Origin of the sequence: Phaeobacter sp. S60, assembly GCF_000826845.1 — a bacterium.
Classification (GTDB): domain Bacteria; phylum Pseudomonadota; class Alphaproteobacteria; order Rhodobacterales; family Rhodobacteraceae; genus Phaeobacter; species Phaeobacter piscinae.
In genome coordinates this window covers 594231-606857 of sequence record NZ_JSWJ01000003.1, presented here as the reverse complement: position 1 = coordinate 606857, position 12627 = coordinate 594231, and the positions used below count along the sequence as shown (strand labels likewise).

Genomic DNA, 12627 nt, shown 5'->3' with positions numbered 1-12627 from the left:
AGGAAATGGACTCATTACTGGCGCCACTCACACTACATTGGTGCAAGGGCTGCGGGTCTAGCTGCTGGGTTTCGTCAGCGCCTAGAGCAGGCGGACCTGGGTGCCGACCTCAACCATTTCATAGAGCGCTTCGACGTGCTGATTATAGAGGCCGATACAGCCGGAGCTGCTTTGGCGACCGATCTTGCGGGTGTCATGGGTACCGTGCACCAGATAAGCGGGCCAGCTGAGGTACATGGCGCGGGTGCCTAACGGGTTGCCGGGACCGCCATCCATCCGCAAAGGCAGCGAGGGGTCGCGTTCGCGCATTGAGGCTGTCGGGGTCCAGCTTGGGTTCTTGGCCTTGCGCACGACCTTGGTGTAACCGCGTTTGGTCAATTCCTCGGTCATTGGAACGGAGGAGGGGAACAAACGGTAAGTGACCCCATCGCCACCCCAGTAGTGCAGTGCGCGCGAGGTGATATCGGCCAGCATACAACCCACACCCAGCTCGTCAAAATGATCCTGCCAGGCCTGCTGCTGGAATGAAGAAATGTTGCGTTTGACGGGAATTTCTGTCTCGATCTTTGGCTCTTCCACCGGGAAGGCGTCGCTGGATTGCGCGCGCAGCAGGGTCGGGGTTGCCAATGTGGCGCCAAGCCCGGACAGGGCGGCACGGCGGGTCATGTGAAGTTTGCTCATGGTATCCTTCGGCGGTCTGCTCGGACGTTTGCCCCCAAATTAGGCATGGCGCGGCAATTTCCTAGGGGGCGGGCTACATTTTTTTTGTCGGCCTCACAGGGTTGTGTAGAGCGAGGAGGCCTAAGCCAGCAAAATCCTGCCGCAGCTGGACCGGCGCAGAGGCATGGCGGTGCCGGGATGGCCGTGCCGGGCCTGGCCTGTGCCACTGGTGGTGATCAGCCGTAGAGCTGACGTGCTTGGGCGAAGGACAACAGGCGTTTGCTGTTTTCATCCCACAGATGCAGCCGGGCATTTGCGAGGCTTTCACGGATGGTCATCCGGTTGCCCTCGGCCAGTTCGGCATGGTCGCGCAGCACCTGGGGCAGGCGGTAAAACGGGATGCGGCTGTAGAGGTGATGCACATGGTGGATGCCAATATTGGCGCTGATCCATTGCAGCACCGGTGGCAGCACGTAATGTGAGCTGCCGTGCAGGGCCGCGTCATGCAGCTGCCAGTCGTCTTCCTGTTCCCACTGGGTGGTCTCGAACTGGTGCTGAACATAGAACAGCCATAGCCCGGCGGTGGCCGCAAGCAGGGTCGCCGGGACGAAGATCAGCAAAAGCGGCATCAGCCCGCCGAAATACCAGATTGCGGCCAGCGCAATCACGATGGTGAGATTGGTACCCATCGCGCTGATCCAGTAGCGGGCCTGTCCCATCAGACCATAGGGAATACGGTTCTGCAGGAAAAACAGATAACCAGGCCCGATTGCAAACAGGGTGACCGGATGGCGGTAGAGGCGATACATCAGACGACCCCAACGGCTTTCGGCACGGTATTCTGCAACGGTCATGGTGTGAATATCGCCCATGCCACGTTTGCCGAGGTTGCCATGGGTGCTGTGATGGATCGAATGGGTGCGGCGCCAGACGTCATAAGGCGTGAGGGTCAGAACACCGATGATGCGTCCAACCCAGTCGCTGAGCCGCCGATTGCTGAAGAACGAGCCATGGCCGCAATCATGCTGAATGGTAAAGAGCCGCAGAAGGAAGGCCGCGATCAAAACCGACAGGCCCAGCGTCAGCCAGTAGCTGACCGAGAGCGACCACCAGGCCAGCGCCCAGAGCAGGACAAAAGGCACAACGGTGACAGTCAATTCAAACAGGCTGCGCAGCATATTGGGCTCGCGGTATTGCGCGAGGATCTTGACCCAATCACGCGCCGTCTTCTCAGCCGCCTGCGGCCCGTTTTGCTTTTGGGACATACTTATCTGCCTGTCGTTTCACTGCCTCTGGCAGACCGGATAGACTACCGGTGGTATTGAGCAAGTAAAATCCGGGTCAATTGGGACGAAATAACGCGCAAGTGCGCAGAAATATGGGGAGTGCGGCGTGGCAACATCAATTGCGGGCACATACCATAAGAAAAGGCCCCGGCAGCACCGGAGCCTTGAGTTGCAAGCGGATTGATCTGAAAATCAGTCCATCGCCTTGAAGTTGAACTCGCCACCTTCTTTGATGCCCGAGGGCCAGCGGGAGGTCACGGTCTTGGTGCGGGTGTAGAACTTGAAGCTGTCCGGGCCGTGCTGGTTCAGGTCGCCAAACATGGATTTCTTCCAGCCGCCAAAGGTGTGATAGGCCAGCGGCACCGGGATTGGCACGTTGATGCCGACCATGCCGATGTTGACGCGGGACGCGAAGTCACGTGCGGTGTCGCCATCACGGGTAAAGATCGCGGTGCCGTTGCCGTATTCGTGGTCCATCGCCAGCTTCAGCGCGTCCTCATAGCTGTCTGCACGCACGGTGGACAGGACCGGGCCAAAGATCTCCTGCTTGTAGATGTCCATGTCCGGGGTGACATGGTCAAACAAATGTGCACCGACAAAGAAGCCGTCCTCATAGCCCTGCAGTTTGAAGTCGCGGTTATCAACCACCAGCGTCGCACCCTGATCCACGCCGGACTGGATCAGGCCCAGGATCCGCTCTTTGGATGCAGCGGTCACAACCGGGCCGAGGTCGACGTCGTCGCCTGCGGTGTAGGGGCCGACTTTCAGCTTTTCGATGCGCGGGATCAACTTCTCGATCAGCTTGTCGGCAGTTTCTTCACCGACGGGAACGGCCACGGAGATTGCCATGCAGCGTTCGCCAGCCGCGCCGAAACCAGCGCCAACCAAGGCGTCTGCGGCTTGGTCCAGATCGGCGTCAGGCATCACGATCATGTGGTTTTTGGCACCGCCAAAACACTGCGCGCGCTTGCCGTTGGCGGTGGCGCGGGAGTAGATGTACTGCGCAATCGGGGTGGAGCCGACGAAGGACACGCCCTGAATGATCTCGCTGTCCAGAATGGTGTCAACGGCTTCCTTGTCGCCGTTCACGACCTGGAACACACCTTCGGGCAGACCGGCTTCGACAAACAGCTCCGCCAGCATCAGCGGCACGGAAGGATCACGCTCAGACGGTTTCAGCACCACTGCGTTGCCGCAGGCCAGGGCCGGCCCGACATGCCACAGCGGCATCATGGCGGGGAAGTTGAAGGGCATGATGGAGCCAACAACACCCAGGGGCTGGCGCATGGAATACATGTCAATGCCGGGGCCTGCGCTGTCGGTGAACTCGCCCTTCAGCATCTGCGGTGCGCCGATGCAATATTCGACCACTTCCAGACCGCGCTGCAAATCGCCCTTGGCATCCGGAATGGTCTTGCCGTGCTCGCGGGAGAGCGCCTCGGCCAGCTTGTCCATGTCGCGGTTCATCAGCGCGACCATTTTCATCATCACGCGGGCGCGTTTCTGCGGGTTGGTGGCGCCCCACGCGGGCTGCGCTGCGGCGGCCTTTTCGATCGCGTCGGTGGTTTCCGCAGCGCTGGCCATCGGGCACTGATACTGCACCTCGCCGGTTGCGGGGTTGAAAACATCGTCAAACCGGCCCGAAGTGCCGGAGACCAGTTTGCCGTTGATAAAGTGGCCGAGCTCTTTCATCGGATCCTCCTCTGTTCATCTTGGCGATATCCTAGGCTTGCAATAAACACTGGAAAAGAGGAAAGATCTCAAAGAGGCTTTGCAGGAACGCAAAGGTTAACAGAATGTTGACGGGAGGAGGAGGAAAGCTCATGGATCCACAATGGGATGACATGCGGGTTTTCCTGGCAGTGGCGCGGGAGAGCAGCCTGTCAGGGGCGGGGCGGATCCTGAAAATGGACCCGGCCACAGTGGGTCGGCGGATCTCGCGCTTTGAAGAGGCGCTGGATACGCCACTGTTTGTGAAATCACCGCAGGGCTATGCGCTGAGCGCCGCCGGGGACCGTCTGTTGGGTCATGCAGAGGCGGCAGAACAGGCGATGCGCGCGGGGCAGGAGGCCTTGGTCGGCCCCAGCGATACGTTGTCTGGGCAGATCCGTATCGGGGCACCGGATGGCAGTGCCAATTATCTGCTACCGCAGGTCTGCGCCAGGATCGGTGCTGAGAACCCGGATCTGGATATACAGATCGTCGCCCTGCCGCGGGTCATCAACCTCAGCCGTCGCGAGGCCGATATGGCGGTCACGGTCAGCGCGCCCACCGCTGGCCAGCTGTTGGTGCAGAAGATCACCGACTACAAGCTGCACCTGGTGGGATCGCGTCACTATCTGCGCGAGCATCCGCCGATCAAGACGCTGGAGGATCTGAAGCACCATAAGATGATCGGCTATATCCCTGACATGATCTTTGATCGCGAACTGGATTACCTCAACAACCTTGGGGTCGAGCGGGTGGCGCTGGCCTCCAATTCGGTGTCAGTGCAGATCAAACTGGCGGCGGAGGGCACCGCGCTCTGCGTCGCACATGATTTTACGCTGCCGTCGCATCGGTCCCTGCGCAAAGTGCTGACTGACAAAATCAGCCTCAGCCGCAGTTTCTATCTGGTGCGTCATCAGGGCGATCAGCGCAGCGACCGGCTCAATCGCTTTGCGCAGGCGTTGTCAAAAGGCATACGCGACGAAGTGGTCCGGCTGGAAGGCTTGACTTGATGCCGCGATAGGGCAACCCTTGGTGGTACGCAAGAAAATTACAAAAAGGAGCGCCTATGCTGGTTCAATTGATTCTGAAGTCCAAGGCAAGCTCTGGGGTGGTTACCATTGCTCCTGAGGCAACGATATCCGAGGCAGCCAAACTGTTGGGCGAACATAAAATCGGGACCGTGCTGGTCTCCAGCGATGGCGAGACCGCCGAAGGGATCCTGTCTGAGCGCGATATCGTGCGGGAATTGGCCCGCAGTGGCTCCGGCTGTCTGAGCAAACCCACCAGTGAATATATGACCCGCAAGCTGGTCACCTGCACCAGCCAGTCCAATGTCGAGGATGTGTTGAAACAGATGACAGAGGGACGGTTCCGCCACATGCCAGTGGTGGAAGATGGCAAGCTGATCGGTCTGGTGTCGCTGGGCGATGTTGTGAAGGCACAGCTGGCTGAGGTTGCGATGGAGAAAGATGCCCTTGAGGGCATGATCATGGGGCACTGACCCCACGCTTCGACGGCGGCCAAAGCCTGTGTCGAAGCCCTGACGTCACGGCGCAGGAGCGGCTCGGTATTTCCACGCTCTTGCGCCCCGATGACAAAAATGTTTGCTTGCGCGCATCCAACCAGCAGGCAGGAGAGGCCCCATGCGTATTGGCTTGTATCCCGGCACATTCGATCCCATCACATTGGGGCATATAGATATTATCCGCCGGGCCAGCGCGCTGGTGGACAAGCTGGTGATCGGCGTTGCGATCAACCGCGACAAGGGGCCATTGTTTTCGCTGGAAGAGCGTGTCGCCATGATTGAGGCGGAATGTGCCAAGCTGAGCGAGCAGACCGGCACCGAGATTGTCGCCCATCCGTTTGAGAACCTGCTGATTGACTGTGCCCGCGACGTCGGCGCGCAGATCATCGTGCGGGGGCTGCGGGCGGTGGCTGATTTCGAATATGAATTCCAGATGGTCGGCATGAACCGGGCACTCGACAGTTCGGTCGAGACGGTGTTTCTGATGGCCGAAGCGCGGCATCAGGCGATTGCGTCAAAACTGGTGAAGGAAATCGCGCGGCTGGGGGGGGATGTCTCGAAATTCGTGACGCCTCTGGTCGAAAGCGAGCTGCGCCGTCAATTGGCCAAGTAACGCGCGCCACATTGTTCGGATGCTAGGGCGGTCCCGTTTGGGGCCGTTTTTTGTTGTCTGTCCGAAAAATCAGCGCCAGAAGGCGATCCAGTCGATCAGCTCAAACAGGCGTTTGCCCAGAAACACCATATGCTCGCTGCCATAAAGCGAGAGATCCACGGCAAGAGCGATCAGGATCAGCAGCGCAAGAAAGAGGGCAACTTTGTTGGTCATGATCCTGGCTCAAAATAAGATACGCCCGGCCAGATATGCCTGACCGGGCGGTGTCTTACAAGTCGCAGCGCCTCCGGAGAACACGCTGTGCCGGCGCAGGGATTAACCCAGACGCCCCATCGCGACAGCCACATCCGCCATCCGGACGGAGAAGGCCCATTCATTGTCGTACCAGGCCAGAACGCGGACCAGGCTGTTTTCCACCACGCGGGTCTGATCCGGGGCAAAGATCGAGCTGTGTTCTGTGTGATTGAAGTCAATCGACACCAGCGGCGCAGGCTCATAGCCGATCACGCGGGACATATGGCCCTTGGCGGCTTCGCTCATGATGGCGTTGATCTCGGTCACGCTGGTCTCTTTGCTGGCGCGGAAGGTCAGATCCACGGCGGAGACATTCGGCGTCGGCACGCGGATCGCGGATCCGTCCAGACGGCCCTTGAGGTTTGGCAGCACCTCACCCAGCGCCTTGGCCGCACCAGTGGTGGTGGGGATCATCGCCATTGCCGCGGCACGGGCACGGTAGAGATCGTCGTGACGGCGGTCCAGGGTTGGCTGATCCCCGGTGTAGGCGTGGATCGTGGTCATGATCCCGCTTTCAATGCCGACAGTTTCATCCAGCACCTTGGCGAGCGGGGCCAGACAGTTGGTGGTGCAGGAGCCGTTGGAAATCATCCGGTCGCCAGCGCGCAGCTTGTCGTCATTGACGCCGAAAACGATGGTCTTATCGACATTTGTGCCGGGGGCAGACAGCAGTACCTTCTTGGCACCGCGCGCCAGATGCGCCTTGGCTTTCTCGCCGTCGTTGAATTTGCCGGTACATTCCAGCACGACGTCACAGCCAGACCAGTCCAGCTCGTCCATATTGTAGGTGGAGAACATCTGCATATCGCCACGACCGAGGTTCATGGTGTTTTCACCCAAGGTCACCTCACCGGGGAAACGGCCATGCACGGAGTCGTATTTCAACAGATGTGCTGCGGTCTCCAGCGGGCCGGTGGCATTCACCTTGACCACTTCGATATCGTCCCGGCCAGAAGCTGCGATATGCGCCAGGGTGCAGCGGCCGATGCGGCCAAACCCGTTGATCCCGACTTTGATGGTCATATGCGTATCTCCAAGCGAGCAAGAATTGTCCTCGCTATAGCGACCATTCCCTCGGGTCAAAAGCTTAAAAATGGCATTATTCCAGACTGTTAGCGCAAAACTTGACTGGTTGCGGTAACGGAAATGACTGATTGCGATAACGGTTTTACCCGTCGGTGCGGGTGGCAGATGAAGACAGCATCAAAGGTCCGGCGGAAACAAACGGGCGGCTCAACGGCTTGTACCTGATAGGCGATAGGATAGGGTGGGCCAAAATGCGCGCGACTAGAAAAAGGATCCCGGTATGAGCGGTTTGTTGGCTTTGCTCGATGATGTGGCAGGCATTGCAAAGGTGGCTGCAGCGTCAGTGGATGACGTGGCAGCAGCGGCGGGGAAGGCCGGGGCCAAAACGGCAGGCGTGATCATCGACGATGCGGCGGTGACACCGAAGTATCTGCAAGGCTTTGCCCCGGCGCGCGAATTGCCGATCATCTGGCGCATCACCCGCGGCTCGCTGTTCAACAAACTGATCCTGCTGATGCCGGTCGCCATGTTGCTGGCCAATTTCGCGCCCTGGCTGATCACGCCGCTGCTGATGCTAGGCGGATCCTATTTGTGTTTTGAGGGCGCCGAGAAGATTTTTCACGTGCTGTTCCCGCACGCAAGCCATGCGGTCCACGAAGATATGAGCGTCAAGGACCCCGGCCATCTGGAAGAGCAGAAGATCAAGGGCGCCATTAAGACCGATTTTATCCTGTCCGCTGAGATCATGACCATCGCGCTGGCCGCCATTGAGGCGCCGAATGTCTGGATGCAGGCGGCAACACTGGCCGTGGTCGCCATCGGGGTGACGCTGGCGGTCTACGGCTCAGTTGCGGTGATCGTGAAGATGGACGACGTGGGCCTGTATCTGGCGGGCAACGCACCAACGCCCATCGGGCGTGGGCTGGGCCGTGGGCTGGTGAAATTCATGCCGGTGCTGATGTGGATCCTGTCGGTGGTCGGCACCGCCGCGATGCTCTGGGTTGGCGGCTCCATCATCATTCACGGGCTGGAGGTGCTGGGCTTTGGCTGGCTGGGCCATCACATCCACGACTGGGCCTACGCCGTCGGCCACGCGGTGCCTGCCGCCTGGGCGGGCTTTGCCGAGTGGAGCGCCAAGGCCACAATGGACGGCGTGTTCGGACTGGCCTGGGGGCTGGCTCTGATCCCACTGGCGACGAAGGTTGTGGGGCCGGTGATTGCGGCGATTTCGGGGAAGAAAGCTGCGCACTGAAAGAAATTGATTACTCAGTAGAAAATTTGGAGACGCGCAGTTGAAGAAGCCAATCATCAAGGTTCTTTCCGGTCCAACCCCAAACCAAGTCGCAGCAGCTGAAGTCACGACAGGCGGAGCGGCGTCTCTATTCTCAGCAATGAGCAAGGCTGCGGATCTCGCGCCTATGGATGTGAAACAATTGTACGGTTTTCTTCACTTTCGCTTGCATTCTGCCAAGCAGGCACAAGAACGCAGCGGCTGGTTCGGAGGCCGGTTGTTCAACAAGTTCAGCGGCGAGTCTTCAGACTACATTCCGCTTTCCGGCACTCAAATCAGGCAAGCTTTTCTTGCTGCGGGGATAGAACCTCCAGAATTCATCGTCGCCAGCGGTAACTACGAGCTGCGTTTGGACTATGCACAGAAAGCCTATGATACGTTGAAGGAAATGGCCGAAACTGACAACGCGCAATAGGTGGTTCAAACCAAAAAAAAAGGGCTCCGACAGGAGCCCTTTTTTGTTTCTAGTATTTTACGGGCCTCAGCCCAGCAGTTCTTTCACCTTCGCAACGGTGTTCTCTGCAGTGATGCCGAACTTTTCGAACAGCTCGCCTGCGGGGGCGGAGGCGCCGAAGCTGTCCATGCCCACGAATGCGGCTTTCTTTTCCTGGCCGCGTTCACCCATCAGCAGACGATCCCAGCCGCCGGCGCGCATGGCGGCTTCAATACCGACGCGAACGGGGCCTGCGGGCAGAACCTTGCGGCGGTAGGCTTCGTCCTGCTCTGCGAACAGTTCCATGCAGGGCATGGAGACCACGCGGGTGCCGATGCCGTCGGCTTCCAGCTTGGCCTTGGCGTCCATCGCGACAGAGACCTCAGAACCGGTGGCGATCAGAATGACCTGACGCTTGCCCTCAGCTTCGGCGAGAACATAGCCGCCCTTGGCAGTGAGATTGCTGAGTTTGTGCTCGGTCCGCACAGTGGGCAGGTTCTGACGGGTCAGGGTCATCACCGAGGGGGTGTCCTTGGAGGTGAGAGCGATTTCCCAGGCCTCTGCGGTTTCCACGGTGTCGGCGGGACGGAACACATAGGTGTTCGGGGTCGCGCGACAGATCGCCAGATGCTCCACCGGCTGGTGGGTCGGGCCATCTTCGCCAACGCCGATGGAATCATGGGTCATGACAAAGACGGTCGGGATCTTCATCAGGGCCGCCAGACGCATCGCGGGGCGGGCATAGTCGGTGAAGCAGAAGAAGGTGCCGCCATAGGGGCGCATGCCACCGTGCAGCGCCATGCCGTTCATTGCGGAGGCCATGCCGTGCTCACGGATGCCCCAGTAGACGTAACGGCCCTTGCGATTATCGGTGTCAAAGATGCCGAGATCACCGGTCTTGGTGTTGTTGGACCCGGTGAGATCCGCAGAGCCGCCCACGGTTTCCGGCATGATCGGGTTGATCACTTCCAGCGCCATCTCGGAGGATTTCCGGGTGGCCACCTTGGGCTGGGTTTCGGAGACCTGCTTTTTCAGCGCCTTGACGGTGGCGGAGAGTTTCTTGGGCGCGTCCAGCGCATAAGCACGGTTGAAGCGGTCCTGCTTCTGCTGGGAGGCTTCGGCAAAGCGGGCTTCCCAGGCTTCGCGTTCGGATGCGCCGCGCTGGCCGATGGCTTCCCACTGGGATTTTACGTCTGCGGGCACATCAAACGGGCCGGTGGTCCAGCCATAGGCCGCCTTGGCGTCCCGCATCTGGTCGGCGTCGGTCAGCGCGCCGTGACCCTTGGAGGTGTCCTGTGCGGCGTGACCCAGCGCGATATGCGTCTTGCAGGCGATCATCGACGGTTTCTTCGACTTCTTCGCCGCAGTGAGCGCCTCGTCGATGGCCTTGGGGTCGTGGCCGTCGATTTCGATGACCTGCCAGCCCGATGCCTTGAAGCGCTGCACCTGATTGGTGCGGTCGCTGAGTTCAACGGTGCCGTCGATGGTGATGTTGTTGTTGTCCCAAAGCACGATCAGCTTGCCTAGGGAATGACGACCGGCGAGGCCAATGGCCTCCTGGCTGATGCCTTCCATCAGGCAGCCGTCGCCCGCGATCACATAGGTGTGGTGATCGACCAGCTTGCGGCCATACTGCGCGCGCTGCATTTCTTCTGCCATGGCAAAGCCGACGGCATTGGCGATGCCCTGACCCAGCGGGCCCGTGGTGGTTTCCACCGCATCAATCAGGAAATTCTCGGGGTGGCCGGCGGTCAGCGCGCCCATCTGGCGGAAGTTCTTCACCTGATCCAGCGTCACCTGCGCGTCCCCCATGAGATAGAGCAGCGAATAGATCAGCATGGAGCCGTGACCGGCGGACAGGATAAACCGGTCGCGGTCGGGCCACTGGGGATTGGCCACATCAAACTTCATGTGTTTTTCAAACAGGACGGTGGCGACATCGGCCATGCCAATCGGCATGCCGGAATGGCCCGAATTTGCCGCAGCAACGGCATCAAGGGTCAGGGCACGGATGGCCGCGGCCTTGGTCCAATGTTCGGGGTTTGCGTTGCGCAGGGCTGTCAGATCCACTGGATTTTTCCTCTGGGTTTTCGGCAGACTGAGCGCTCAATAGCAGTGATATGGCAAAGATCAAGCGTTTGCGCGGCTTCCTGCGCGAAGTTGACGCTGCAAGTGGTTGAAAGCAAACAGGGGGTAATTTATCCCTGCATGAACTAAGCTGGATGTGCAGCGTCAGATCCGCCTTGATTCGCGCCCTGGATGCAAAACAGGCCGCCGAACGGGGGTGAGAGCGCTGCATATGGGACCGGCGGACAAGACCGGCAGACACTCACGGGGTCGTAAAGGGGCAGGCATGGAGCAGATCGAAGAATTGCAGGGTCGGATCCTGGCGGCAATGGACCGGATTGGCAGCGGTGCTGCGGCGTTGCAGGCCAATGCGCGCGCCTCGGCGGAGGCCCATGTTCAGGCCCAGGCAGAGGCCCAGTCCAAGACGGATGCAGCGCAGAATGACCTCAGCCGCGCGCTGGAAGAGGAAAAACTCGCCAATGCCCAGCTGGAAGAGCGGCTGAAAGTGCTGCGGGCCAAGCTGGAAGAGGCCGAGGCCAACGCCGCCCCGGCGCCCGGCGCCGATATCGGTGAGCTGGCCGCGCTGCAATCCGAGGTGGAGTTGCTGCGCAATGAGCTGAGCAACACCAGCGAGAAAGACGCGCTGAAGGCAGAAGTGGCGCGGCTGAAACAGGAAATGGAAGTGCAGGGCAATGAGGCGGCCACCGCCCGCGAAACCCTTCAGGATGAGCTGGACGAGGCGCAGGCCTCGCTGGCGCGACTGCAGGAAGAGCTGGCCGAACAACCGGACGATCTGGGGGCGGCAGTCGACACCGCCGCGCTGGAGGCTGAGGCGGAGGCATTGCGGCGCCAACTGGAGGCCGCACAATCCGACGCCGCGCGCGCGACAGCCGCGCTTGCGGAACGCCCCGCAGGCCCGAGTGCTGAGGACATCGCCCAGCAGAATGAAACGCTGCTGCGTCTGGATGCGACATTGCAAGAGCTGCGGCAGAGCAATGATCAGCTGCGCGCCTCCAACGCGGCCCTGCGGGAGGCGAATGCAGCGGGCGTTGGCGACGCTGCGCTGATCAACGCGGCGCTGCAGGCCGATATCGATGCGCTGACGGCGGCGCGGGCCAGCGATCAGGCTGAGGTCAATGCGGTGCTGGCCAAGCTGGAACCGCTGTTGGGAGCGGAGCAGACCGTCGCTGCGGCGGTTGAGACGCCGGTTGCGGATACCGCAGTCATGTCCGCTGCGCCGCCGCCAGCTGCGCCGCCACCGCTCACCGCCCAGCCTATGCCCGAAGGAGAGGAAATCTGATGCCCGAAGTCACTATTCATATCGGGGGTCGCGGTTTTGAGGTCTCCTGCCAGGAGGGCGAAGAGAGCTATCTGCATTCCGCCGCCAAAATGCTGGATGATGAGGCGCAGGTGCTGTCCGACCAGATCGGGCGGATGCCTGAGGCACGGATGCTGTTGATGGCGGGGCTGATGCTGGCGGATAAAACCGCCGCGGTTGAGGACCGCATCAAGGAGGTCGAGGCTGAGCTGGCGGAGCGCAATGCCGAATTGGCGGAGCTGCGCGCAGCACCGGCACCGGAGCCGGAACGGATTGAGGTGCCTGTTGTGCCGCCACTGGTGACCGAGACATTGGCGGAGCTGGCCGCGCGGACCGAAGCGCTGGCGCAGGAGCTGGAAGAGCAAACCGCAGCAAGCTAACTGGTCCGGCTAGAGAATTGTTAC

The 12627-nt window shown here is 60.3% G+C and carries 13 protein-coding genes; 7 read left to right on the top strand and 6 right to left on the bottom strand.

Annotation, left to right across the window (positions count from 1 at the left end):
• Positions 1-81: 81 nt before the first annotated feature.
• The 3 genes from OO25_RS04370 to OO25_RS04360 form a co-directional block, all read right to left on the bottom strand.
• Positions 82-681 carry a L,D-transpeptidase gene (locus OO25_RS04370; protein WP_040169337.1) on the bottom strand — a complete coding sequence of 200 codons (600 nt, stop codon included), beginning with the start codon at positions 679-681 and terminating at the stop codon, positions 82-84.
• A gap of 215 nt (positions 682-896) precedes the next feature.
• Positions 897-1925, bottom strand: coding sequence for a fatty acid desaturase (locus tag OO25_RS04365; RefSeq protein WP_040169335.1), 1029 nt, complete (start codon positions 1923-1925; stop codon positions 897-899).
• A 213-nt stretch (positions 1926-2138) separates the two neighbouring features.
• The gene (locus tag OO25_RS04360) at positions 2139-3638 is read right to left on the bottom strand and encodes a CoA-acylating methylmalonate-semialdehyde dehydrogenase (RefSeq protein ID WP_040169333.1); all 1500 of its coding nucleotides are present in this window, start codon (positions 3636-3638) and stop codon (positions 2139-2141) included.
• A 131-nt stretch (positions 3639-3769) separates the two neighbouring features.
• On the opposite strand from OO25_RS04360, the gene OO25_RS04355 reads away from it, so the two are divergent.
• The 3 genes from OO25_RS04355 to coaD all read left to right on the top strand — a co-directional run bounded on the left by OO25_RS04355 (position 3770) and on the right by coaD (position 5794).
• Positions 3770-4666, top strand: a complete 897-nt coding sequence (locus tag OO25_RS04355; protein ID WP_040178639.1) for a LysR family transcriptional regulator — start codon at positions 3770-3772, stop codon at positions 4664-4666.
• Positions 4667-4722: 56 nt separating this feature from the next.
• A complete protein-coding gene (locus OO25_RS04350) occupies positions 4723-5157 on the top strand; it encodes a CBS domain-containing protein (RefSeq protein WP_040169329.1) in 435 nt (144 codons plus the stop codon).
• 142 nt (positions 5158-5299) lie between these two features.
• Positions 5300-5794 carry a pantetheine-phosphate adenylyltransferase gene (gene coaD / locus OO25_RS04345; protein WP_014874824.1) on the top strand — a complete coding sequence of 165 codons (495 nt, stop codon included), beginning with the start codon at positions 5300-5302 and terminating at the stop codon, positions 5792-5794.
• Positions 5795-5863: 69 nt separating this feature from the next.
• On the opposite strand, the gene OO25_RS22920 is transcribed toward coaD, so the two are convergent.
• Positions 5864-6007 carry a hypothetical protein gene (locus OO25_RS22920; protein ID WP_040169328.1) on the bottom strand — a complete coding sequence of 48 codons (144 nt, stop codon included), beginning with the start codon at positions 6005-6007 and terminating at the stop codon, positions 5864-5866.
• 102 nt (positions 6008-6109) lie between these two features.
• A complete protein-coding gene (gap, locus tag OO25_RS04335; protein ID WP_040169326.1) occupies positions 6110-7111 on the bottom strand; it encodes a type I glyceraldehyde-3-phosphate dehydrogenase in 1002 nt (333 codons plus the stop codon).
• Positions 7112-7394: 283 nt separating this feature from the next.
• Between gap and OO25_RS04330 the strand changes: the two genes are divergently transcribed.
• Positions 7395-8366 carry a DUF808 domain-containing protein gene (locus tag OO25_RS04330; RefSeq protein ID WP_040178638.1) on the top strand — a complete coding sequence of 324 codons (972 nt, stop codon included), beginning with the start codon at positions 7395-7397 and terminating at the stop codon, positions 8364-8366.
• 40 nt (positions 8367-8406) lie between these two features.
• Positions 8407-8820 carry a hypothetical protein gene (locus OO25_RS04325; RefSeq protein ID WP_139044751.1) on the top strand — a complete coding sequence of 138 codons (414 nt, stop codon included), beginning with the start codon at positions 8407-8409 and terminating at the stop codon, positions 8818-8820.
• A gap of 66 nt (positions 8821-8886) precedes the next feature.
• Here the strand turns inward: OO25_RS04325 and tkt are convergent, their stop codons facing one another.
• Entirely contained in the window at positions 8887-10908 is a 2022-nt protein-coding gene (gene tkt, locus OO25_RS04320) for a transketolase (RefSeq protein WP_040169322.1), read from the bottom strand.
• A gap of 283 nt (positions 10909-11191) precedes the next feature.
• On the opposite strand from tkt, the gene OO25_RS04315 reads away from it, so the two are divergent.
• Together OO25_RS04315 and OO25_RS04310 are read left to right on the top strand one after the other, a co-directional pair.
• Positions 11192-12205, top strand: coding sequence for a hypothetical protein (locus OO25_RS04315; protein ID WP_040178636.1), 1014 nt, complete (start codon positions 11192-11194; stop codon positions 12203-12205).
• The gene (locus tag OO25_RS04310) at positions 12205-12603 is read left to right on the top strand and encodes a cell division protein ZapA (RefSeq protein ID WP_024097064.1); all 399 of its coding nucleotides are present in this window, start codon (positions 12205-12207) and stop codon (positions 12601-12603) included. Before OO25_RS04315 ends, OO25_RS04310 begins: the two co-directional genes overlap by 1 nt.
• Positions 12604-12627: the final 24 nt, after the last annotated feature.